Origin of the sequence: Legionella jordanis, from assembly GCF_900637635.1 — a bacterium.
In the GTDB taxonomy this organism is placed as follows: Bacteria; Pseudomonadota; Gammaproteobacteria; order Legionellales; family Legionellaceae; genus Tatlockia; species Tatlockia jordanis.
In genome coordinates this window covers 2,830,181-2,854,633 of the sequence record NZ_LR134383.1, presented here as the reverse complement: position 1 = coordinate 2,854,633, position 24,453 = coordinate 2,830,181, and the positions used below count along the sequence as shown (strand labels likewise).

Sequence of the window (24,453 nt, the reverse complement as noted above, 5' to 3'; positions counted from 1 at the left end):
AGGTATGCATCATTTGCTCAATTTATTGATCTGGTTACCCATCATTGGAGGAGTGTTTGTATTCCTTACGGGAGATGATGACAACCCTAATATCTCACGATATTTGTCGTTGTTTATTGTCTTACTGACTTTGGCGATGTGCATTCCTTTGCTTACAGGCTTTGATAAAAACTCAGCTGTAATGCAGTTTGTAAGCGAATATCCATGGATGCCGGCCTTAGGAATTAACTACAGCTTGGGAATAGATGGCTTATCTTTATTGCTTATCGTATTAAGCATTTTTACCAATCTTATTGTAATTCTTGCAACCTGGGATAGTATCCATAAGAGAGTTGCCCAATACATGGCTGCATTTTTAATCATGCAAGGCTTTCTTGTAGGTGTTTTTTCAGCATTGGACGCAATTGTCTTCTATATTTTCTGGGAAGCCACACTAATCCCGATGTATTTAATTATAGGGATATGGGGTTCAGATAATAGGGTCTATGCTGCAATTAAATTTTTCCTCTACACTTTTCTTGGCTCGGTATTGATGTTAGCCGCATTTTTATACATGGGATATGTGGTTGGCTCCTTTAAGATTGAAACTTTGTATGCCATTAAACTTGGAATGACTGCACAAACTTTAATTTTTATTGCTTTCTTCCTTGGTTTTGCCATAAAAATACCCATGTTCCCTGTTCATACCTGGTTGCCAGATGCACATACGGAAGCACCAGCTGGGGGCTCAATTGTTTTGGCGGCTATTCTGTTAAAGCTCGGGGCTTACGGATTTATTCGATTTGCTTTGCCCATTGTGCCTGATGCTTGTAATAAATATGCCATGGTCATTATTGTACTCTCGCTCATTGCAGTAGTTTACGTAGGTCTTGTTGCCATTATTCAAAAAGATATGAAGCGCTTAATTGCGTATTCATCCATTTCACATATGGGGTTTGTGACCCTGGGTTTCTTTGCTATTTTTGCAATCGCCCGACAATCTGGATTATCCAATGCTGCTTTGGTTCTAGAGGGTGCAATCATCATCATGATCTCCCATGCTTTTGTCTCTAGCGCGATGTTCGCCGGTGTCGGTTATATTTACGATCGCATGCACACTCGCCAAATCAAAGATTTTGGGGGTCTAGTTCATACCATGCCTGTATTTGCTTCATTTTTAATGCTGTTTGCAATGGCCAATGCCGGCTTACCGGGGACCTCAGGATTTGTTGGTGAATTTATGGTGATTTTAGGCAGTGTAAAAGCCAATTTTTGGATTGCCTTTTGGGCTGCTACTACCTTGATTATCGGTGCATCTTATACGCTTTGGATGTATAAGCGGGTTATATTTGGTCCGATTGGCAACGATAAAGTCGCCGCACTGCGAGATCTCAGTGGTTTTGAAGTTAGTGCCTATGTTCTTTTGGCCATTATGGTTGTTGGAATGGGTGTATATCCGAAACCAGTACTGGATTATGTTCATCAATCCGTAAGTCATACTTTGGCTCAAGCCAACAAATCTAAATTATAATTAGCAAGGTTATAGACATGACAGCATTACTAGAAAATCTACACATTGCTTTGCCCGAAATGATTGTGCTGGTTACGGCTGCTATTGCTTTGCTAGCAGACCTCTTTTTTCGGCATCGCTATTCATCAATTGCCTTTCTGTGTGCAGAAATAGGTCTGATTTTGGCAGCAGCAGTAAGCTTTCTTTTCCTCGGTAACTTTAAAACTACCATTTTGGGTGGCCTCTTCGTCAGTGATGATGTAGCCCAAATTATGAAATTATTTATTTACCTGAGTGGCTTTCTGTCATTTCTATACTCAAGGCACTATATTGATGAACGCCAGATTCCATCCGGTGATTATTATATCCTGGGATTGTTTTCGATATTGGGTATGATGATTCTTGTGTCCGCCCATTCTTTGCTTACAATTTATCTGGGTTTGGAATTATTGTCCTTACCGCTGTATGCTATGACAGCGATTCGACGTACTAACAGCGACGCTGCAGAAGCCGCCATGAAATACTTTATCATGGGCGCCATTGCTTCGGGCATGCTGCTTTATGGCTTGTCTTTGATCTATGGTGCTACAGGTAAATTGGATTTATTAGACATTGCAAATGCAGTGGCTGCAAACTGGCAGCAAGAAAATACGCTCTTATCCTTCGCTCTGGTCTTTATCTTAGCCGGTGTTGGATTCAAATTGGCGGCTGTTCCTTTTCACATGTGGGCGCCAGATGTCTATCAAGGTGCACCCACTTCGGTGACTTTATTCTTAAGTACGGCTCCTAAAATTGCTGCCTTAGGCATGGCATTGCGCATCTTAACTACAGCACTTCCAGATGCGGTTAGCCAATGGCAACAGGTTCTAATCATTATGACCCTGCTGTCCACGGGTATTGGTAACCTATTGGCGGTAACTCAGACCAATATAAAACGGCTTCTTGCCTATTCCGCGATTTCGCATGTCGGTTATGCATTATTTGGAATCCTGGCTGCCACTGCTGCTGGTTATGCGGCAGCGCTTTATTATATTATTGTTTATGCGTTAATGACGGTTGCTGCTTTTGGTTTATTGGTCTTGTTGTCGAAGAATGGTCTTGAAGTTGAAGCCGTTGACGATTTGCGTGGACTTAATAAGCGTAATCCCTGGATTGCCTTCATGATGTTAATCATCATGTTTTCAATGGCTGGAATTCCACCCACCGTTGGTTTTTTCACCAAATTATTGGTTCTAAAGGCTTTGGTAGACGTGCATTTAACTTGGCTGGCGGTGTTTGGTTTGGTATTTGCTGTGATAGGTGCCTATTACTATGTTCGCATTGTTAAAGTTATGTATTTTGATGAGGCGGTAGATCCAAGTGAAATAAAATTAGCACCTGCTATGAATTTGGTATTTTCGCTTAATTCTTTATCTTTGCTGTTATTAGGAATATTTCCTTCTGCACTAATCAATGCATGCTTTAATGCTTTTGCAAGCTAATCAACACACTGGGCAGGCGAAATGAAGCCTGCCTGGCATCTCATGCTGAAAACCTGATGCAATTGGCTCTCACTTGCATTCTTGACAATCGTACTCTATTTTATAAGATTAACTGCGAAGTGGCTGTGAAGTATTCATTTAGTGATGCTTTTAAAAAAAAAGCTTGATAAGTGTCAGAAGGGTTAGTATACTTGCCCTCAGTTGATGCGGGGTGGAGCAGCCTGGTAGCTCGTCGGGCTCATAACCCGAAGGTCGTAGGTTCAAATCCTGCCCCCGCTACCACTATTCAAAACCCCATTTATTGGGGTTTTTTATTATGTATAAAAAATTGGTAATGTACGGTTAAATAGTCAGTTTGGCGAAGTTACCCAAAACCTACTTCTCTGAAGGATCCTGAAAAGGCTAAAGGAGGGTTGCTAGGCGCGGCCAGGTTCATCAGATGAACTCAGATGATAATCATTTCAAATAGTGCCTGCTGATATGTAGGTCGAGTGACATATGATCAAAAACGAGATTGAACAATTATTAAAACCTCTGATTGAGGACTTAGGATATGAGCTTTGGGGATGCGAATACTTAGCACAAGGTAGGCATTCACTGCTTCGCATTTATATTGACAAAGAAGATGGTATTGGTCTTGAGGATTGCGAACGAGTCAGCAGACAAGTAAGTGCGGTCCTGGATGTTGAAGATCCTATTCCAGGAAATTACAGTTTGGAAGTATCATCACCAGGGATTCCACGGCCTCTGTTCAATCAAGAACAATATAAACGTTATGTGGGAGAGGAAGTTCGACTCAAACTATTTAAGCCAATAAATGGAAGTCGAACCATAACAGCTGTGATTGTATCAGCTGACGAAGACAATTTGGTGTTGAAAATAGATGACGAGCAGCTAGAAGTGCAATTTAACCAAATAGTGAAAGCAAATTTGACAAGCGAGTGAGGCGAACAATGAGCAAAGAATTGTTAATAGTTGCTGAAGTATTATCTAATGAAAAAGGTGTAAAGAAGGAAGTTGTTTTACAAGCCATTCAATCGGCCCTTGAATCCGCTACTCGCAAGCTTACTGATAAGGATATCGGAGTTAGAGTCAACCTTGATCCACGTACTGGTGATTATGAAACATATCGTTACTGGGATGTGGTTGCGGAAGAAGATTTAGAATTTCCAGAAAGGCAAATCACTTTGGCACAAGCCAGAGAACGTTCACCAGCAATTGAGATTGGCGGTCGCATTGAAGAGCCAATGCCTTCAATTGAATTTGGTAGAATTGCAGCACAGACGGCCCGACAAGTGATCATGCAAAAAGTACGTGAGGCTGAAAGGCAACAAGTTGTTGATCAATTTCAAAGTAAATTAGGACAACTTATTTATGGTACAGTTAAAAAAGTAACACGCGATAACATCATCATTGATTTAGGTGGAAAAGCTGAGGCATTTATGCCCAGAAACGAAATGCTGCCCAATGAAATGTTTCGACCAAATGATAGAGTACGCGCCTATCTTTATGATATTGTCCCTCAGGCAAGAGGCCCGCAGCTGTTTGTAAGCCGAATTCGTAATGAAATGTTGATTGAGTTATTTCGCATAGAGGTTCCTGAAATCGGCGAAAACATTATTGAAATTAAGGCTGCAGCAAGAGAGCCTGGCAACAGAGCGAAGATTGCTGTCAAAACGAACGATGGTCGAATTGATCCAGTAGGTGCTTGCGTCGGCATGCGAGGTGCACGAGTCCAGGCTGTATCGAGTGAACTGGGTGGCGAGCGTGTAGATATTATTTTATGGGACGATAACCCAGCACAATTGGTTATTAATGCAATGGCTCCCGCTGAAATCACTTCGATTGTAGTTGATGAAGACAGTCACACCATGGATCTGGCGGTGCAAAAGGATCAATTGTCTCAAGCCATTGGTAGAAGTGGACAGAATGTTCGCTTGGCTAGCCAACTCACGGGATGGACGTTGAATGTCATGACCGTCGAAGATTTCAATAACAAAAGCCAAGAAGAGTCCAGCAAACTCATCAATTTATTTACCTCAGCTCTAGAAATTGACGAGGAAATTGCCAATCTTTTAGTTGCCAATGGGTTTTCTTCATTAGAGGAAATTGCCTATGTTCCAAAGGATGAATTGTTGGCTATTGAGGAGTTTGACGAAGAGATTGTGGATGAACTTAGAAATCGGGCAAATGATATTTTGTTAACACAAGCCTTAACTTCTGGTCAGGGGCTAGCCGGTACTCCATCCGATTCCTTGCTCTCTATGGAGGGTATGACAGAAGCTTTGGCAAATAATTTGGCTGCTAAAGGCATCACCACAATGGATGATTTAGCAGAACAATCTGTTGATGAACTGCTCGAAATTGAAGGTATGACAGAAGAAAAAGCTGCTACCTTGATCATGAAAGCACGGGAACCATGGTTTCAATAGCACAGCCTATTTGACATGATTGGCTCATAATGCAGCTTGAGCAATAGCAAGGCTGAATTATGCTTGGATGAGCCAACTGAAGGTTTGAAGCATTAGAATTTTAGAGCAATTTCCTTGCAAATTGCTGAAAGGGGGTTAAATTATGGCGGATGTGACGGTTAAACAATTGGCTCAAGTCGTTGGTATCCCTGCCAAACGCCTATTAGACCATTTACAGGAAGCAGGATTATCGTTTAGCGATGATAATGAGACAGTAAATGATGACCAAAGACGCATCTTATTAAATTATTTAACGAGCAATGCGAATCGGGAAGCTCGTTCAACTCCTCAGCGCATTACTCTGAAACGTAAAAGCTTAACACAAGTAACGGTCGGCCATGACATACACAGTGGCAAAACAGTAAATGTTGAGGTTCGTAAAAAGCGTACTTACGTCAAGAGAAGCAGCTTGCTTGAGCAACAGCAGGAAGCGGAACATGAAGCTGAAATTGAACAACCTTTGCATGAAAGTGTGGTTGAAAATGAGGCGGCTTCTATAAATGGCCAAGAACAATTAAGTCCTGCAGCAGAAGAAATTCAAGCCGAAGCTCAACCTGAGCAAATTGAATCCGCCCAAGCAGTTGAAGAAGCAGTTGAAAATCCAGAAGGGCAGCCTGTTGAAGAGATCCAAACACCGGTAGCGGAGCCTGTTGCGTCGGAAGAAGCTGCAGAAGTTAGCGTAGAAGATAAGGCCGAGCGCGTAACCAAGAAAAAGCATCTCGATAAAAAAGAGATTGAGATCGAGTCTGAATTCAAGAAAGGCAAAAAGAAAGGCAAATACGTAGCACCCGAACATGACGATGAAGAGGGCATGCATGCTCGACCAAAACGCCATAAAGCCAAAAAGCGCAGAGGGAATGAAAAATCTGAAAAATACAGGGAAGCTGAAGAAGCATTGACCCATGGTTTTGCTATGCCGACAGCACCGGTAATTCATGAGGTTGCAATTCCTGAAACCATTACCGTTGCTGATTTGGCAAAACGCATGTCTGTTAAAGCAGCTGAAGTCATCAAGGTAATGATGGGTTTGGGAGCAATGGCTACCATTAATCAGGTTATCGATCAGGATACTGCCGTTATTGTTGTCGAGGAAATGGGCCATAAGCCTAAAATTCTTAAAGAAAATGCCATTGAAGATAACCTGGATGACGTTATAAGTCAGGGAAGCCATACTGCTACTCGGGCTCCAGTAGTCACGATCATGGGACACGTAGACCATGGTAAAACTTCCTTGCTGGATTACATAAGACGCACCAAAGTTGCAGCAGGTGAAGCGGGTGGAATTACTCAGCATATCGGTGCTTATCATGTCAGCACGGCAAAAGGTGAAGTTACTTTCCTTGATACTCCCGGTCACGCTGCTTTTACTGCAATGCGGGCTCGGGGTGCACAGGCAACGGATATTGTCATTCTAATTGTTGCTGCGGATGATGGTGTAAAACCTCAAACCATTGAAGCCATCCAACACGCGAAGGCCGCGAATGTTCCTATTATTGTTGCAATCAACAAAATGGATAAGCCCGATGCAGACCCTGATCGCGTCATGAATGAGTTGTCGCAATACGAAGTCATTCCTGAGTCATGGGGTGGCGATACCATGTTTGTACAAATATCAGCCAAAGCAGGGTTGGGCATTGATGAATTGCTTGATGCTATCTTGTTGCAGGCTGAAGTTCTGGAATTGAAAGCCATCACGGATGGGGCGGCAAAGGGTGTGGTTATTGAATCTCGTCTGGATAAAGGCCGGGGACCAGTAGCGACCATTTTGGTTCAGAGTGGCACACTGCATAAAGGAGATATCCTTCTTGCCGGTTTACAATACGGCCGCGTTCGTGCACTGGTCAGCGACAGTGGAAAACAAGTAGACAGCGCAGGTCCTTCTATACCTGTGGAGGTTCTGGGCCTCTCTGCTATTCCTCATGCTGGGGATGAAGCTGTTGTTGTTCCTGATGAAAAACGCGCACGTGAGGTTGCATTATTCCGTCAAGGTAAGTTCCGCGATGTGAAACTTGCCCGACGACAAAAATCCTCGCTAGAAGGTATTTTTGAGAGCATGACTTCAGCTGAAAGCAAAGTACTTAACATCGTTCTTAAAGCAGACGTCCAGGGGTCAGTCGAAGCCATCGCTGATGCCTTGGTTAAACTGTCTACGGATGAGGTCAAGGTAGACATTATTGCAAGCGGCGTGGGTGGTATTACTGAATCCGACGTTCATCTGGCGATTGCTTCAAACGCCATCTTGGTTGGATTTAATGTTAGAGCTGATGGTGGTGCTAAAAAACTGGCTGAACAAGAATCGGTCTCAATTCATTACTTCAGTGTCATTTACGATATTGTGGATCAAGTCAAAAGTGCCTTATCAGGCATGCTTGCGCCGCAATTTAAAGAGGAAATCATTGGTATCGCTGAAGTTCGCGAAGTCTTCCGCTCACCTAAACTCGGTGCAATTGCTGGATGTATGGTCGTTGAAGGTGTGATCAAAAGAAACAATCCCATTAGAGTATTGAGAAACAATGTCGTGATTTATGAAGGCACCTTAGAGTCTTTACGACGATTTAAGGATGATGTTCTTGAGGTGCGACAAGGTTTTGAATGCGGCATTGGCGTAAAGAACTATAATGATGTTAAACCCGGTGATTTGATCGAAGTATTTGAGACCATTGAAATTAAGCGAGATTTATGAGGAATGATTTCAAGCGTACAGACCGCGTTGCAGAAATGATGCAACGCAAGCTGTCGCAAATAATCCAGCAAGAAATAAAAGACCCACGCTTACCTGCTTTTGTTACCATTTCTGCAGTTAAGGTATCCGCGGATCTTGGACATGCCAAAGTGTATTTCACTATTTTAAACGGTGACATTCCCTTAACCACGTCTATTCTCAATGCTGCAGCAAGTTATTTACGCACTGCATTAGCGAGATCCATAAAGCTCAGAACTGTTCCGCAGCTGCATTTTGTTTATGATGAGTCAATTGAATACGGCCAACGATTGAGCCGATTAATTGATGAGGTGAATCCGCGGGACAATGAAGAAAACTGACTCCATCCATCCAATAAATGGCATTTTGCTGTTGAATAAACCCAAAGGCTTTTCGTCCAATGCGGTTTTGCAAAAGGCAAAACGCTTATTCCAAGCTAAAAAGGCTGGCCATACCGGGAGCCTTGATCCCTTGGCAACCGGCATGCTACCCATTTGTTTTGGGGAAGCCACCAAATTTTGTCAGTATCTGTTAGATGCTGATAAAGTTTATGAGGCAACCGGAGTGCTCGGCATTAAAACCAACACGGGTGATGCCATGGGTGAAATGGTGGAAGAGAAAAAGGATTTTATTATAACTGAGGCTGAACTACTTGCTGCGATTGCAAATCATAGAGGGCAGATCAAGCAGACTCCTTCGATGTTTTCCGCATTGAAGCATAAAGGAGTCCCACTTTATAAATTTGCTCGTGAAGGAATTGTGCTTCCGCGGGAGGGACGCTCCATCAGTATTCATGAATTGTCCTTACAGCGTTTTAATGGCCAGCAGTTTGACATTCGCGTCAATTGCAGCAAGGGAACTTATATTCGAAATTTAGTTGAAGACATTGGCGATTTCCTGGGGGTGGGTGCACATATTTCCCGGCTTCACCGATTGCACACCTCAGGTTTCGCCAATGAGAAAATGTTTGATTTTGAAGAGTTGGAGAAAAAGACTTTTTCAGAATTGTTGGACTGCCTTTTGCCGATGGATAGGGCTGTTAATCACTTACCCTCGATAACCTTGGGAGAGAGTGAGGTACAATCCCTGCGACAAGGCAAGGCATTAATGGGGTTGGGTTTAAATCATTTACTGGGCTGCGTTCGTCTTTATGATGAAGCAGCTCATTTTATTGGCTTAGGGGAGTGCTTGCCTGATAGGCTAATTGTGAAACGCTTATTGACAGATTTAGCAACTAAGACTATTTTGTAAGGGTTGTTTAAAAATTCACTAATCAACGTTTAATAATTGAAGGAAATTGCACAAATTATTAGCTAATACTTGTGTCAATGGCCTTGCCTTGATAGAATGCTTCCCTTTAAAAGAACACTGGCTATCTCTAGGAGTGAATATGTCGCTAACTAGCGCACAAAAAGCAGAAATCATTAATGAATACCAACGCGGTGACAAAGATACAGGTTCACCTGAAGTACAAGTTTCTTTGATGACTGGACGTATTAAGTATTTAACTGAGCATTTCAAAGAACACAAAAAAGATTTCCATTCTCGACGTGGTTTGCAAGAATTGGTTAACAAACGACGCAAACTGCTCAAGTATTTGAAAAAGACGGATCAAAATCGTTATCAGACTTTGATTCAAAATTTAGGTTTACGAGATTCCTATTAATAGTTTGAGCCATGTTCATGGGGACAAGCTTCAACTATCTCGTCAGAATTAAAGGCGCAGTTTTCTGCGCCTTTTTATTATTATGAATTTAAGGGGTAACTTAAGTGGCCAAAATCACTAAAGAAATAAGGTTCGGAGAACATACGCTGGTACTGGAGACGGGTGAAATTGCCCGGCAAGCCGATGCCATTTTTGCAAGCATGGGTGGAACGCAGGTACTGGTGACTGCAGTAGGAAATAAAGCAGAAGCTGCTAGCGGTGGTTTTTTCCCTCTGACAGTAAATTATCAAGAAAAAGCATTTGCTGCCGGTAAAATCCCAGGAGGGTTTAATAAACGAGAAGGGCGGCCTAGTGAGCATGAAACATTGGTTTCTCGCTTAATTGATCGGCCATTAAGACCGTTATTCCCAGACAATTTTTATAATGAAGTGCAAATTATTGCAACGGTACTTTCACTCAACCCCGATGTGCCGGCTGATATTGTTTCCATGATTGCTGCTTCAGCAGCCTTAGCCATTTCTGGCATTCCTTTCCAGGGCCCTATTGGAGCGGCAAGGGTCGGTTATAAAGATGGTATTTATCTTTTGAATCCTGGCTATAAGCAAATCGCTGAATCCGAGCTGGATTTGGTCGTTGCCGGTACTGCCGACGCCATTTTGATGGTTGAATCAGAGGCTAAGGAATTGAGTGAAGAAATCATGCTTGGTGCGGTTTTATTCGGCCATGAAATGATGCAAACAGTTATTAAGGGTATTAATGAATTAGCCAGGGAAGTTGGCAAGCCAGCATGGGATTGGGCGCCAGCACCAACGGATCAAGTGTTACAAACTCATATTGCTGAGCTGGCAAGCAGCTCGGTTGCAGATGCTTATTTGATTAAAGACAAAATGCAACGTCGTCAACGTTTGCTGGAGATTAAGCAACAGGTAATGGATAGTTTATTGGCTGAGCAGCCTGAATTGAACACCACCATTGCCACAGAGATGCTTGATAACGTTGAAAGAGCCATCATTCGTAAACGCATCCTGGATGGCGAGCCTCGAATTGATGGACGTGATCACAAGACAGTTCGCCCGATTAATATACGTACGAAGTTGCTGGAAAGAACCCACGGTTCGGCACTATTTACTCGTGGTGAAACCCAGGCCTTGGTGGTTGCGACACTTGGAAATGACCGCGATGCTCAAATATTAGATTATTTGACTGGTGAAACGAGAGATCGCTTCATGTTGCATTATAACTTCCCTCCCTATTCAGTGGGTGAAACGGGACAGGTGGGAAGTCCAAAACGTCGTGAAATAGGTCATGGTCGCTTGGCGAAACGAGCATTAATGGCCGTATTACCCTCTGCGAGTGAATTTCCTTATGTCTTACGCGTAGTCTCTGAAATTACCGAATCGAATGGTTCAAGTTCAATGGCTACAGTTTGCGGCACCAGCTTGGCATTAATGGATGCGGGTGTTCCATTAAAAGCTCCCGTTGCTGGCGTGGCGATGGGCTTAATTAAAGAAGGCGAACGATTTGCTGTTTTAACAGACATTCTTGGAGATGAGGATCATTTAGGCGATATGGATTTCAAAGTGGCCGGTACTGAGAAAGGCGTGACTGCTTTGCAAATGGATATTAAGATCACTGGCATTACCAAAGAAATCATGGCGCAAGCCCTGGATCAAGCCTTGGCTGGAAGAACTCACATTCTCTCTGTTATGAACAATGCATTGTCTGAGCATCGCGATGAGTTGTCGGTTCATGCTCCCCGAATTACAACCATGAAGGTAGCTGAAGACAAAATTCGTACCATCATTGGTAAGGGTGGCGCAACCATTAAAGGTTTAAGTGAGAATACTGGTGTATCTATTGATATAGATGACAGCGGCGTGGTTCAGCTCTTTTCTCCTGATGCTGCGGCACTGGAAGAAGCTCAACGTCAAATTAAAGCATTGATTGCTGAAGTTGAAGTGGGCCAAACGTACTCAGGTAAAGTCAGTAAAATCGTAGATTTTGGCGCCTTTATTAATTTGTTACCCGGCAAAGATGGTCTTCTACATATTTCACAAATTTGCAGCGATCGCTCAGGGAAAGTTGAAGATGTCTTATCCGAAGGCCAGCAAATAGAAGTGTATGTGGCTGGAGTGGATAAACAAGGTCGAGTTAAACTGGAGTGGAAGGATAAACCCCAGCAACCAGCAAAGGCTAAAGAAGAAAATAAGCCGAATTCTGATGAGCCTCAAGCTAATGCAGCAAGTGAAGAGGAACAATCAGAGGCTACTACTCACACCGACCATTCTTCAGAAGAGGAATAGCATAAAGAGCAGTCAGAGTTTTCTCTGGCTGCTTATCTTCAATTACAATCACTTGAAAAAGGGCGGGGGTTGTCTTCTCCACCGACCAATTGCAGAAATACTTAGCGGATGAGACGTAAAAACTCAGAGCGGCTCGAAGGATTATTTCGCATTTCACCCAGCATGACGGATGTTGTCATTACTGAGCCCTGTTTTTCAACTCCTCGCATCATCATACACAGATGTTTGGCTTCCATCACTACAGCAACACCTCTGGCATTGGTGATGGATTCAATGCAATGAGCTATTTCAGTGGTTAATCTTTCTTGAATTTGCAATCTTCTGGCGAAATAATCGACAATCCTTGCCACCTTAGAGAGACCAAGAACTTTACCATCTGGTAAATATCCCACATGACACTTGCCAAGAAAGGGAAGAAGATGATGTTCGCACATCGAATACATTTCAATATCCTTGACGATGACCATTTCGCTCATGTCTGATTCGAATAAGGCTTCATTAATGATGTCATCTAAATGCTCATGATAACCTTTTGTCAAGTAACGAAAAGCATTGGCTGCGCGCTCAGGGGTGTCCCGTAAGCCTTCTCTGTTCGGATCTTCACCAATTCTTGTTAAAATTTCTTTATACAGTTCCTGCATTTATGTAAACCCTAGCCCGGTGGCCAAGTCATTGGTCGACCGCCAAGCAGATGTAAATGAATGTGGAAAACTTCCTGCCCACCACCGGAATCAACATTAAAAACTAAGCGATACCCATCATTAAGTAGCTCATTTTTCGCCATGTTTTTTGCCGTGAGAATCATTCGGCCCAGTAATTGCTCATCTTGACTATCAGCATCATTGATTGTGGCAATGTGCTTTTTAGGGATTAGCAACAGATGTGTAGGGGCTTGCGGTTTGATGTCACGAATTACAATCAGTTCTGGAGTCTCAAATACAACATCGGCCTGTATTTCTCCAGAAGCAATTTTGCAAAACAAGCAGCTCATAGTTACCCCGATGGGTTTTATTTTAACCTAGGATTATAACTCCACTTAATCAAGATAAAAAAGCCTTAGCCATAAAATAGTAAAGAAGCATGCCTTTTGAAAGCTATTTAGGTAAATTTTTGCCTTTTATAAAGGATTTGCGCATAATATCGCGTTATTTAATTACCTGGGTGGAGAATAATGAGCTTAAAGGACATAAAAAGTGGTCGAGATATCCCTAATGAAATTAATGTCATTATTGAAATTCCAATGCATGGTGAGCCCGTCAAGTATGAGGTGAACAAAGATTCTGGAGCGTTATTTGTCGATCGCTTTATGACCACAGCGATGTTTTATCCGGCAAACTATGGCTATATTCCCAATACCTTATCAGAAGATGGTGATCCTGTTGATGTTCTTGTAATCACTCCTGTTCCTTTAATAAGCGGTGCGGTCATACCTTGCCGTCCTGTGGGCATGCTTAAAATGACGGATGAAGCAGGGGTAGATGCCAAGCTGTTGGCTGTTCCCACAAGCAAACTGACCAAAATGTATGAAACGGTAAGCACCTACAGTGATCTTCCTCGTCACTTGTTATTATCATTGGAGCATTTTTTCCAGCATTACAAAGACTTGGAAGAAGGGAAATGGGTCAAACTGGATGGTTGGGAAGGCCCTGAAGCCGCTCGACAGGAAATCATGGCCAGTGTCGACCGCTTTAAAGCGGAAAATTAATGGTATTCAAACGCAAGCTTTAAAAGCTTGCGTTGCTAGGAATCCCGCTGTTTGTCCTGGTTAAGAATTCGTTCTAATTCTCCTCGCGCTTGCTGTGAAAAACTAATAAGCTCCTGTTCCTTTTCAAAAAATGAAAATGATTGTTTAAGGAATCGTTCATCGTGTTCAGCAAACGTTTTGGCTTTTTCTTCAATAACTTCTTCAGCATGGCCTAAAAACTTCATAATTTCTTTCGCCATTGATAGTGAAGAATCAAAGGTTTCTCGTTTAAAGTAATGAACTCCAGCTTTGTGGAGCTCATAAGCGTGCCGGCGATTACGAGCGCGTGCATAAATTGCAAGATTTGGAAATTCCTCTTTGGCTAATCTCACAATGTCTAGGCAAACATCAGGATCATCAACGGTTACAATGAGCAGTTTGGCTTCATCTGCACCTGCATTCTTTAATAAATCCAACCGCGATGCATCACCAAAATAACCTTTAAATCCAAATTTGCGCAATAAATCAATTTGATCGGGATCTTTTTCGAGTATCGTTAGTGCAATGCCTTGTGCATCTAAAAAACGGCCGATCACTTGTCCAAATCGGCCATAACCCGCCAGAATAACAGCTTGCTTTTCCTCGATAACATCAAACCGGTCTTTAGGCAAAATCGTCAAAAATCGAGGGAGTATCCAGCGTTGGAAGATAAAAAATAACAAAGGGGTTGTAGCCATGGAAAGCACCACGGCAAGGCTGAAAAAATTAGCACTGCCCTTGGTTAAAACTCCTGTGTCTTTAGCAAACTGCAACAAAACAAAAGCAAATTCACTCCCCTGTGACAAAATAAAGGCAATGCCTAAGGTTTGCAAAGTGCTAAAGCCAAAATAACGTCCCAGTATGTACAACAGCAATATTTTAATTGAAATAAGCAGGAGAACAGTGGAGAAAACAGCAATGGGTTGCGCGAATAAGATGTTGAAATTCATGCTCATGCCAACGGAAATAAAAAAAAGGCCAAGCAACAAGCCTTTAAACGGTTCTATGTCCGTTTCGAGGCTGCGCTTATATTCCGAATTGGCTAATACCACGCCAGCAATGAATGCCCCAAGCCCAGGTGAAACACCTATTCGCTGCATGAGAAGGGCAATGCCAATGATGAGCGCCAGAGACGTTGCAGTGAATACTTCTCGAAGGTTAGTCTTGGCTATAAGTGCAAAGAGATGATGAGAAAAATAGTGTCCAAACACAATAACAGCAGCAATAACTGCTGAAATTAAACTCGCATGCGACCAAGCATCCAAAAGGTTTTGCTTTGACCCCAGCTCCACTGTGGAACCTGAAAAAGCCAGCATGGGCATAATGATTAGAATTGGAATTACTGCAATATCTTGAAAAAGGAGTACCGCAAAAGAAGTTTCCCCCATGGCGGTGCGCATTAAGTTTTTTTCTTGCAAGGTTTGCAGCACAAGAGCGGTTGATGACAAGGAAAGTGACAGGCTAACCGCCAAACTTTCTTTCCAACTCCATCCAGCCGTAATTCCCAAAGCCATCATTACTGCGGTTGTGAGTGTGACTTGGAGTGAGCCTAATCCTATGATTGTTTTTCGCAACTGCCATATTTTTGCTGGTTCTAATTCTAAACCAATGAGAAATAGCATCATAATGATGCCAAACTCAGCAAAATGCATAATCTGCTCAGGATTGGCTATTAAATTTAAACCGAAAGGCCCAATTAAAACGCCAACGATGAGATAACCCAGCACAGAACCCAGTTTGAATCGGCTTGCAAGGGGTACGATTAAACAGGCACCAGCCAGAAAAATGAACATGTGCAATAGCAAATTATTATTCATTTATATATTAAGTAAAAAGCCAAAACTAATCTTAGCCGCTTTGAATGACTAAGCTGATACCATGCTATTCCACAGAGGGAACTTGATTCCATTGCAATTTCCCTCTTGAAATAGTGCCCAAAACGTTCAGATTCTGTAGGCCGCGCTGTTGCAAAGGGTTCCCATTTAGAATAGCCATATCGGCTAATTTTCCCACCTCCAATGTACCTTTGTCTTGCTGCAGGTTAAAGGCTTTAGCCGCATTAATGGTCAGGGTACCTAAAAGTGCTTCGGGAGAAAGTTGCAATTTGGGTGGTTTTAAGCAGGATTGGGCTTTGCCTGACAAGGAACTGTTTTGCAGCAGGCTTAACATTTGTAAGGGAACAGGAGGAGTTGATGGCGAATTGGCTTGAATGCTTATCCCATTGAGCAAGTGGGGCGCAGAGGAAAAAGAAAGATTATCAAACAACGCTCCGGGATTATTCAAGAGATTGCATAGCTCAGCACTGTGGAGGTAAATGTAGGGAGCATACCAACTTAATTTTATTCCAAGTTGCTGCAGACGCTGAAGTTGATCGTTGCGTAAGAGAGGAGCATTAAAAACCAGTAAATCAGGCGCATTTCCTCGGGTCTTTATGGCCGCATTAAGAACTAAATCCAAAGCGGCATCCCCGTTTACTTCCAAAGCCAAAGAAGTGTTTTCCTTCGCAGAATTATTGAGCGCATCTTCAAGCTCTTTTTTCGTGACTCTCAGTGTTCCAGGCCATATAGCATTGGGCTCGACAGCCGATTTTAAATAGGGTTTTGTGAAAAAAGCAGCGCCGTCTTCTACTTCGCCGTCAATTTGCATCAGCAGGGGGCCAATATAAAAGCGAGGGTTGTCCTGATAAATTATCTCTAATAATCTTTTATCAGAAGCATCATCAGGATTGAAAATGATATCGAGTGAATTAGCCTGTTCAGCTGCATGCTCATAAGCAGCAAGCCAAGGTTGATTTACCATGGTTTCTGTCACAGTGGTATAGCCTTGCTGTGTGTAATATTTGCTTGCTTTTTGAATGGCCAGGGTGGCTTTATTTTTGTCGATGAGCAATGACAGTAAACGTTTTAAATCTTTTCCGGAAATTAATCCTTGTGCATTAATTTTTAGATCTTTAGCCCTATCCTGGGATGAAAGTTTCTCAATGGCGGCTTGATTGAGCAATACTTCGTTACCTGAAGAATAAAAAACCAAGCAGGGTTTATCCTTAAGATGCTCATCTAAGAGGACTTTGTTTAAGGCTTCATCGTTTACATTAACGGGATTGTAGTTGCTGGCTATCAACCAGCCCTCTTCATTAAGTGGTTTATTTTTAAGAGTTTCAAGCAATTGCTTAGTGGTTGTTGTTGGTTGCTCGTAGCCTGGCTGCTGGGATAACCAACCATAGAGTATAAATTTAGAATGGGTATCAATAAAACCGGGAACAACGAATGCCCCCTTTAAATCAATCACTTGGCTTTCATTGCCACGACAATGGGCTAAGATTTGACTTTGCTCGCCCACAGCCACTAAGCGCCCATGACGAACGGCAACTGCTGTGGCTTCAGGTTGAGAAGGGTTAAGGGTGATGAATTTCGCATTAACAATTAATGTACTGGCATCGCGGCAAAGGAGATAGCCCTTAGCCAAATCAGCCGAAAAAACCATGGATGAAAATAGAAAACTTACACAGGTTACATTAAAAAATAATCCATTACGCATGAACGCAATCCAGTTGTGCAATTGTTTTATCCTAGCAAGTATTTTGGAAGGGGCAAAGCCATTAAAGAAAGATAATTTTGCAAAGACAGGTTTGTGTTCATTCTGAAAAATTAGTGAAACTAGCCCTTATGAGTGTCAGATGACTTTTTCTTCGGTTTTTGCACATTTACAAATACATCAGAGTGTCGTAGAGTAAGGCCAATTTTGTTTAGTTTTTACACGATTATTAAGGTTATCTTAAGCTTGTCCCGTTACAATGACCTTTTTGCAAGTCGTTTGGAATAGCAGAGAAGGAATCCAATGAGCAGTAATAAGCATGCATTGACCATTTTTAGCCTAACTATGATAACTGTCGGTTCTGTGGATAGCATCCGTAATTTGCCCGCCACCGCATTATTTGGTAGTCAACTCATATCTTTTTTTATTTTGGGAGCGATATTTTTTCTGATTCCCACTGCTTTAGTTTCAGCGGAACTGGCCTCTGGATGGGCGAAGCAAGGTGGTATTTATATTTGGGTAAAGGAAGCCTTCGGAAAAAAAGTTGGGTTTTTAGCAATCTGGCTGCAGTGGATTGAAAATGTTATTTGGTATCCGACTATCCTCTCCTTTGTCGCAGGAACTATTGGTTATCTCATCAACCCTTCCATGGCCAATAATGCACACTTCCTGTGGCTTGTGATTGTTTGCTCTTTTTGGGGCGCCACTTTGGTCAATTTGCGCGGTATGCGCTCTTCGGCATTGTTCAGCAATGTCTGTGCTCTTTCCGGTTTATTGCTCCCAATGGGCTTAATTATCGGTTTAGGAGCCGTTTGGATTGCGGGTGGTAATCCTTTGCAAGTGCAATTTGATTCTCAAGCGATTAGTCCACATTGGCAGGATCGCTCAATGTGGGTTTCTCTTACTGCAATTATGATGTCCTTTTGTGGTATTGAAATCGCCACAGTTCATGCCAATGATGTGAAGGAACCTCAAAAAGCATTTCCTCGGGCCTTAACGTATTCAGTGTTTATTATTCTTAGCACATTAATCCTGGGCTCTCTGGCTATTGCTGTGGTTTTGCCACACGATGATATTAATTTAGTAGCAGGTATTATGCAGGCTTTTGATGCCTTCTTTGCAAGATACCATCTTGGTTGGTTTATGCCCATTGTGGCCATAATGCTTGTTATGGGGGGCTTAGGTGGCGTCAGTAATTGGATAATTGCCCCAACCAAAGGTTTAATGGTTGCGGCGGAAGATGGTAATTTGCCTGAATTGTTCCAAAAAGCAAACCAACATGGTGCACCGGTGACCATGTTGATGATTCAAGCGGTCATTGTCACCATTTTGTCCTTTTTATTTTTATTCATGCCTTCGGTAAATGGTTCATATTGGTTTTTAACCGCATTGGCTGCCCAGCTGTATATGCTCATGTATCTACTGATGTTTATTGCCGCAATTAAGTTACGTATAAGTGCCCCAGATCATCCGAGAGCTTTCCGCATTCCAGGAGGAGTGCTTGGTTTAACGACGGTGGCCGGTATAGGGATTATCGGTTGTTTGACCACTCTGGTAGTAAGCTTTATGCCACCTGAGGGTATCAATGTAGGTTCTGTTGGCCAATATGAATTAATCCTGATCTCGGGGTTAATTTTAATGTGTTTACCGCCTTTTATCAGTACTTGGATTCAGGCAAGAGCTGCCTCACGCAAACTAGAAACGGATGTCGCTGCCGTCTAGAGTTGAGATTCACAAATGAACATTGGCGAATTGCTTAAAACATTAGAAAGCCGTTTACCTGAATTGGAGTGGAAGATGGCTAAACTAGGACAGCATGTATCGCCCAATGTTTTACCAAAAGGTTTATTCCGGTTGTCCTCTGAGGCAGGGCCTGGTGCTTTTATTTTGGAGATAAAAGTCGATTTACAGCAGTTGGCCAATCATCAGCACGAATACAGTGGCTATTACATTGCACAAAAAATTCAACGTAAAATTGATGTCCTGGTCAGCTTATGCCGCCTTCAGAAAAATCAGCCCAAGCAACAAACATCAGTTTCCCTACAAATGATTGCTAGTCGTCAGCAGCATCTGCAACGCTTGCAAGCGGAAATAGATAATCTCACAAACCAACATGAAGCCATTAAAACCCAGTTACAACTTAAGCATTGCCCTGACATGCTATTAAACCTGAAAGCTGAATTGGGCGAAATAGAGAAGGGCTTAAGCTTGGCAAGAGAAGCAATGGTTAAAGTAAGTCGTTGGTAAGCCGACTGAATGGATATGACAGTATTTAAGCAATACGATACCAAGCAATTTACTTTTCAAAAGGATAAATTTTATTTTCTTGCAATAATTTGGCAAATTTTTCGGCAGTCATCGGCTGACCATAGAAAAAACCTTGACCTTCATCGCATTGAGAATTTCTTAAAAAGTTCAATTGCTCCTCCCGTTCAATCCCTTCTGCGAGCACTTTCAATCTTAAACTATGTCCCATCGCAATGATGGCTTGAATTATTGAGGCATCATTGTGATCATCAATGCAATCCTGGACGAAAGATTGATCGATTTTTAATTTATCAACTGGAAACTCTTTTAAATAATTCAAGCTTGAATAACCTGTGCCAAAGTCATCGATGGTTAAGCTAATGCCTAAATCTTTAAGTTGCCTAAGCTTATGCAAATTTTGCATTTTGTTATCCATGACCACGCTTTCTGTCAACTCGATTTCGATGCATTCAGGATTCAGATGAGTGCTGTGCAAAACCCCGCGCACATAGTCTACAAAATTATTCTGAATTAACTGTATGCCAGACACGTTAATAGCCATTCGAATGGGCTTTAAACCCATTCGTTGCCAGTCATGATTTTGTCTGCAAGCCTCGGCAAAGATCCATTCACCTAAAGGAACAATCACTTTGGATTCTTCTGCTAAAGGAATGAAGTTAAGGGGCAAAATAATGCCTTTTCTGGGGTGTTGCCAACGCACTAAAGCTTCAACGCCTACCAGTTCACCAGTTTTCAGGTTAATAGTTGGTTGATACAACAAGAAAAACTCTTCTGCAGCCAGGGCATTGCGCAACTCCATCTGCAGCTCAAGTTTTTTTTGAGTGAGCTCATTAACGGATTCATCGAATACTTGAATATTACTTTGCCCGGCCTTGGCCAAATACATGGCCATGTCGGCATTTTTAAGAAGCGTTGCCGGATCTTTGCCATGGATCGGATAAACGCTAGCCCCAATACTCGCCGTCACCACGATTTCGTGTTTTAAAAGCCTCATGGGCTTGGTAATTCTGCGGAGGATTCTTTGTGAAAGACGTGCGAGTTCTTTTTCAGATTTAATGATGTAGAGAATAACGAACTCATCTCCTCCAAAACGAGCGACTGTATCGCTCTCTCTTGTACATAGCACCAGTTTTCTTGCTATTTTTTGCAGAAAAATATCGCCGGCATTATGGCCGAGATTGTCGTTAATTATTTTAAAGTTATCGATATCTATAAAAAACAATACAAATAAGGTGTGATAACGGTTGGCATAGGCAATTCCCTGATTGATGCGATCATAGAGAAGGGTGCGGTTAGGCAACCCTGTGAGTAAGTCATGTGTGGCTTGGTATGCAAGCTGTTTTTCCATCTGTTTACGAGTTGTGACATCGCGAAAGATCCACACGTAACCTATTAAATTGTTCCGCAGTTTATGAGGTCTGGAATGCCATTCAAAAATGTTGTCATTGCTTAAAACAATCTCCTGACAGCTTTCATGGCCCGGTGTTTTTTTTACTTCTTTTACCTGAATAAGAAAATCCTGCGGGTATTTAAGTTGAGACATGGCTTCCCGTATAAAAGACGATAAATCAGGTTTATCTGCAAACCCAGGCGGTAATTTCCACATGGAAAGGAAACGTTTGTTGTGGTATTCGATATGTCCTCTTAAATTGATAACTAACAATCCATCAGCACTCGATTCGAGAGTAGATTTGGTTACCGCAAGTGATTTTTCCAAATCTTTTGTCCGTTTAATCACCCGGCGTTCTAATAATTGGTTTAGGCTTCCAAGACTGATGTTCTTATAATGCAATGATAAAAAATTTTTCAAAAATTTATTCGAATAGTAGCAGCTTATAAAAATCACCGGCATGTACACCAGCCCACATAAACCTAAAAGCAGGTAAACTCCTCCCTGCATAAATAACCAGAGGGTAAATGGTATAAAGGTGGGAAAAAGGAAAAAGGCATAAGCGGAAATAACTGGTGAAAAGAAAGGCATGGAGCCTGCGGTAAAGCCAAAAAGCAAAATAACAACGAAACTTTGATAAATTAGATTTCCGGTTGGCATCAACATCGAACCCATAAACCCCCAACCGCAACTTGAGAAAAACGTAAAAATATAAAACGTTCTTAACCATACTTTTGGGCCATAAAAATGCTTCTTAAGTCGATAAGCCATTGCATTCAAGAACCAAAAAACAGAAACCACCAGTATATAAATAAGCCAGGCAATTAGATGCGCGTGAGCTACGACTGGCCAAATTGCAATAACTAAAAAAATGGCTCCAAAGATTTGAGCGGCGATACCAAAAGGGTTTTGTTCGTAGAGCAAATGGACTTGATCCGCGAGAATTTTGTCTGAAGAAGAGCGGTGAAGAGAGCTACCTTTCTTAGTAAAGGCTGGATTTTTGCTGTTTTTTAATTGCATGTTAATTAACAGCCTCCACATCCTGATTGTGTTATAAATTTCGCAGGCCCATTAGCATAAGTATATACTCCGTAATATATTTTGTGACGTTTAGGGTATACTCATAAATTGGAATATTAATGAGGCAGGGATGTTTAAAAAAATCTTAGTCAGTAATCGCGGGGAAATCGCCCTTCGTATCGTGCGGGCTTGCACAGAAATGGGGATAGAGCCAGTGACTATTCACAGTGTGGCTGATCGATATGCACTTCACGTCAAACGCAGTGCCCAGTCTCATTGCCTCAGCAAAAAACCCTTGGAAGCCTATTTAAATGGGCATCGAATCATTGAATGTGCCAAAGCAGCAGGTTGTGAAGCCATTCATCCTGGTTATGGCTTTTTATCCGAAAACCCTGATTTTGCTGCTGCCTGTAAAAAAGCCGGTCTCATCTTTATTGGCCCCCCAGCTAAAGTCATTGCAACCATGGGTTCTAAAATCATGGCCAGACAAGCGGCACTTAAAGCTGGCATACCGGTCATTCCCGGGAGTGAAGGTAATCTTGGCAGCGTTGAGGAAGCTATTGCCTGTGCCGAAAAACTTGGCTATCCAGTAATGTTAAAAGCAACTTTTGGTGGCGGTGGCAGAGGAATCCGTCTCTGCTACAGCGCGCAAGATATCCTGCAAAATTGGCTTAGAGTGCAATCGGAAGCCAGCAAGGCGTTTGGGGATTCCCATATTTTCATGGAAAAATTTATTGCTAACCCTCGTCATATTGAAGTGCAAATCCTGGGTGACCATCATGGCAATCTGATTCATTTATTTGAAAGAGATTGTTCAATACAGCGAAGACATCAAAAACTGATAGAAATTGCCCCCTGTGTGCAACTGGCAGAAAAAACCCGGCAATTGTTATACAACTATGCACTAAAGGTTGCCTCGGCAGTTCGATATGTAAATGCTGGTACGGTCGAATTTATTCTTGATGAGCAGGGCCAGCCTTATTTCCTCGAAATGAATACCCGTTTGCAAGTAGAACATCCGGTTACCGAGCAAATCACCGGCATTGATTTAGTCCAGGAGCAAATTCGCATTGCAGCGGAAGAAAAACTGTCAGTGTCCCAGGATCAGATTGAACGACGGGGATATGCCATTGAGTTTCGTATTAATGCAGAAGATCCGCAAAATGATTTTCTTCCAAGCTTTGGCCGCATCACCCGCTATTATGCTCCTGGTGGTCCTGGTGTTCGAACGGATAGCGCCATTTATACTGGCTATGCAATACCACCTGATTATGATTCATTGTGTGCCAAACTCACCGTTTGGGGCTTGGATTGGGACACAGTCTTGCGCCGCTCTAAAAGAGCTTTGGAAGAAATGCGAGTATTTGGCGTAAAGACCACCATTTCCTATTATCTTGAAATGCTAAAATCGAAAGAGTTTCAGCAGGGTTTATTTACAACGAATTTGATTGAAAACCATCCAGAATGGTTGCGCTACTCGAATAAATCCTTGCCCTACCATAGGGCTGCAGTTATTGCAGCGGCGCTTGCTGCCTTCCACAAAAATCGGTAGGTGCTTTCAAGTTGTCCAAAAAACAAACACTTGTTTATTTGCGAACATATCTGTAGAATAGCGAACTGTATTTTTAATGCTCTATATGTTTCATATCTGCCGAATTATACGAGGTTTATAATGCTTTTTTTCACCAGGCTCCACTTTCCAGCGTTTTCCAAAAACGACATCCAAAAGCATATTGAGAAAATTTTAAATCATCCCCAAACTCTAAGTCGTAACCCGGAAGAGTACAAAAAGCTTCTCCAGCTAAGGGCTGTCGTTGATAAAATGAGCGCAAGCCTTCATCAACTAAAGGGCATAGACAGTACGGTTCCCTGGGAGATGTTCGAGCTAAAGGCTCTAGATCTCATAAAAAAACGATTAAATTTTCAGGATCTAACCCGGGACGACATTAACAGTTTAAGGAATGCTTACGAAGCAGGTAAAGTGCGTCTTGTAAACGATAAAACCATTAATAATTTGACCTCTGCCTTATTTATTCTTAGCAATTCCATTTTAGCACTTTCAGCTGGAATGACTATGATTGCAGCATGCGCTATGACAACCGGCCCTATTGGTATGGCCTTGTTGGGAGTTGCCCTTGCATTCATTGCCGCAGCCGTACTTGTTATGACCGCATACAGCATTTACGTCGATGCCAGGCAATTAGCCAATAAGCAGTTTAAGGAAATTGAGGAGATGATTGAATTTGTCGCTCCCACAGAACCCAGTAACCTGCACTCTGATTTACCAACCGATCAATTTTCCGCTCAAATGAATTAAAGCATTTAAAAAGGGTGAGGCACAATTTCTTTTGCTCACCCTTTTTTCAGACATTTCGCCTATTTTCCATACATTTATGCCGCCTTAAGT

At 42.2% G+C, this 24,453-nt stretch carries 18 protein-coding genes, 1 tRNA gene and 2 pseudogenes; 16 read left to right on the top strand and 5 right to left on the bottom strand.

Translation table 11 applies throughout. The annotated features are described in order from the left end of the window. Positions 1 to 4: 4 nt before the first annotated feature. From EL203_RS12925 to pnp, 11 genes and pseudogenes are all read left to right on the top strand, one after another. A complete protein-coding gene (locus tag EL203_RS12925) occupies positions 5 to 1,510 on the top strand; it encodes a complex I subunit 4 family protein (RefSeq protein WP_058471824.1) in 1,506 nt (501 codons plus the stop codon). Positions 1,511 to 1,527: 17 nt separating this feature from the next. Further along, positions 1,528 to 2,970 (top strand): NADH-quinone oxidoreductase subunit NuoN, encoded by a 1,443-nt coding sequence (gene nuoN, locus EL203_RS12920; RefSeq protein WP_058471825.1) that lies wholly within the window; start codon positions 1,528 to 1,530, stop codon positions 2,968 to 2,970. A 205-nt stretch (positions 2,971 to 3,175) separates the two neighbouring features. Beyond that, positions 3,176 to 3,252 (top strand) — tRNA-Met (locus tag EL203_RS12915). A 216-nt stretch (positions 3,253 to 3,468) separates the two neighbouring features. Then, entirely contained in the window at positions 3,469 to 3,915 is a 447-nt protein-coding gene (rimP, locus tag EL203_RS12910) for a ribosome maturation factor RimP (protein WP_058471826.1), read from the top strand. An 8-nt stretch (positions 3,916 to 3,923) separates the two neighbouring features. Next, positions 3,924 to 5,402, top strand: a complete 1,479-nt coding sequence (gene nusA, locus EL203_RS12905) for a transcription termination factor NusA (protein WP_058471827.1) — start codon at positions 3,924 to 3,926, stop codon at positions 5,400 to 5,402. 142 nt (positions 5,403 to 5,544) lie between these two features. After that, positions 5,545 to 5,931 (top strand): annotated as a pseudogene (locus EL203_RS14785) (translation initiation factor IF-2 associated domain-containing protein); the annotation flags it as partial. Positions 5,932 to 6,099: 168 nt separating this feature from the next. Next, a pseudogene (gene infB / locus EL203_RS12900) lies at positions 6,100 to 8,124 on the top strand (translation initiation factor IF-2); the annotation flags it as partial. Next, positions 8,121 to 8,483, top strand: coding sequence for a 30S ribosome-binding factor RbfA (rbfA, locus tag EL203_RS12895; RefSeq protein WP_058471829.1), 363 nt, complete (start codon positions 8,121 to 8,123; stop codon positions 8,481 to 8,483). The pseudogene infB and the gene rbfA, both read left to right, overlap by 4 nt. Then, a complete protein-coding gene (gene truB, locus EL203_RS12890) occupies positions 8,470 to 9,393 on the top strand; it encodes a tRNA pseudouridine(55) synthase TruB (RefSeq protein WP_058471830.1) in 924 nt (307 codons plus the stop codon). Before rbfA ends, truB begins: the two co-directional genes overlap by 14 nt. Positions 9,394 to 9,532: 139 nt before the next feature. After that, positions 9,533 to 9,808 (top strand): 30S ribosomal protein S15, encoded by a 276-nt coding sequence (gene rpsO / locus EL203_RS12885; RefSeq protein ID WP_058471831.1) that lies wholly within the window; start codon positions 9,533 to 9,535, stop codon positions 9,806 to 9,808. 104 nt (positions 9,809 to 9,912) lie between these two features. Continuing rightward, positions 9,913 to 12,111 carry a polyribonucleotide nucleotidyltransferase gene (gene pnp, locus EL203_RS12880; protein WP_058471832.1) on the top strand — a complete coding sequence of 733 codons (2,199 nt, stop codon included), beginning with the start codon at positions 9,913 to 9,915 and terminating at the stop codon, positions 12,109 to 12,111. 101 nt (positions 12,112 to 12,212) lie between these two features. Here pnp and folE read toward each other — a convergent pair whose 3' ends face one another. After that, the gene (folE, locus tag EL203_RS12875; protein WP_058471833.1) at positions 12,213 to 12,752 is read right to left on the bottom strand and encodes a GTP cyclohydrolase I FolE; all 540 of its coding nucleotides are present in this window, start codon (positions 12,750 to 12,752) and stop codon (positions 12,213 to 12,215) included. A gap of 11 nt (positions 12,753 to 12,763) precedes the next feature. Beyond that, positions 12,764 to 13,102, bottom strand: coding sequence for a histidine triad nucleotide-binding protein (locus tag EL203_RS12870; protein WP_058471834.1), 339 nt, complete (start codon positions 13,100 to 13,102; stop codon positions 12,764 to 12,766). A 180-nt stretch (positions 13,103 to 13,282) separates the two neighbouring features. On the opposite strand from EL203_RS12870, the gene ppa reads away from it, so the two are divergent. After that, entirely contained in the window at positions 13,283 to 13,816 is a 534-nt protein-coding gene (gene ppa, locus EL203_RS12865) for an inorganic diphosphatase (RefSeq protein ID WP_058471835.1), read from the top strand. Between the two features lie 35 nt (positions 13,817 to 13,851). Here the strand turns inward: ppa and EL203_RS12860 are convergent, their stop codons facing one another. Beyond that, on the bottom strand, positions 13,852 to 15,651 hold the full coding sequence (locus EL203_RS12860; RefSeq protein ID WP_058471836.1) for a monovalent cation:proton antiporter-2 (CPA2) family protein: 1,800 nt from the start codon (positions 15,649 to 15,651) through the stop codon (positions 13,852 to 13,854). Positions 15,652 to 15,715: 64 nt separating this feature from the next. Beyond that, positions 15,716 to 17,371, bottom strand: a complete 1,656-nt coding sequence (locus tag EL203_RS12855; RefSeq protein ID WP_058471837.1) for an amidohydrolase family protein — start codon at positions 17,369 to 17,371, stop codon at positions 15,716 to 15,718. Between the two features lie 300 nt (positions 17,372 to 17,671). Here EL203_RS12855 and EL203_RS12850 point away from each other — a divergent pair, with 300 nt between their 5' ends. Beyond that, entirely contained in the window at positions 17,672 to 19,090 is a 1,419-nt protein-coding gene (locus EL203_RS12850; RefSeq protein WP_058471838.1) for an APC family permease, read from the top strand. 15 nt (positions 19,091 to 19,105) lie between these two features. Beyond that, positions 19,106 to 19,615: a hypothetical protein gene (locus EL203_RS12845; protein WP_058471839.1), complete on the top strand. Its 510-nt coding sequence runs from the start codon at positions 19,106 to 19,108 to the stop codon at positions 19,613 to 19,615. Positions 19,616 to 19,664: 49 nt separating this feature from the next. Here the strand turns inward: EL203_RS12845 and EL203_RS12840 are convergent, their stop codons facing one another. Continuing rightward, positions 19,665 to 22,046 carry an EAL domain-containing protein gene (locus EL203_RS12840; RefSeq protein WP_232003960.1) on the bottom strand — a complete coding sequence of 794 codons (2,382 nt, stop codon included), beginning with the start codon at positions 22,044 to 22,046 and terminating at the stop codon, positions 19,665 to 19,667. Between the two features lie 130 nt (positions 22,047 to 22,176). Here EL203_RS12840 and EL203_RS12835 point away from each other — a divergent pair, with 130 nt between their 5' ends. Continuing rightward, positions 22,177 to 23,598 (top strand): acetyl-CoA carboxylase biotin carboxylase subunit, encoded by a 1,422-nt coding sequence (locus EL203_RS12835; protein WP_058471840.1) that lies wholly within the window; start codon positions 22,177 to 22,179, stop codon positions 23,596 to 23,598. Between the two features lie 120 nt (positions 23,599 to 23,718). Then, entirely contained in the window at positions 23,719 to 24,363 is a 645-nt protein-coding gene (locus EL203_RS12830) for a hypothetical protein (RefSeq protein WP_058471841.1), read from the top strand. The last annotated feature ends 90 nt before the right edge of the window (positions 24,364 to 24,453 follow it).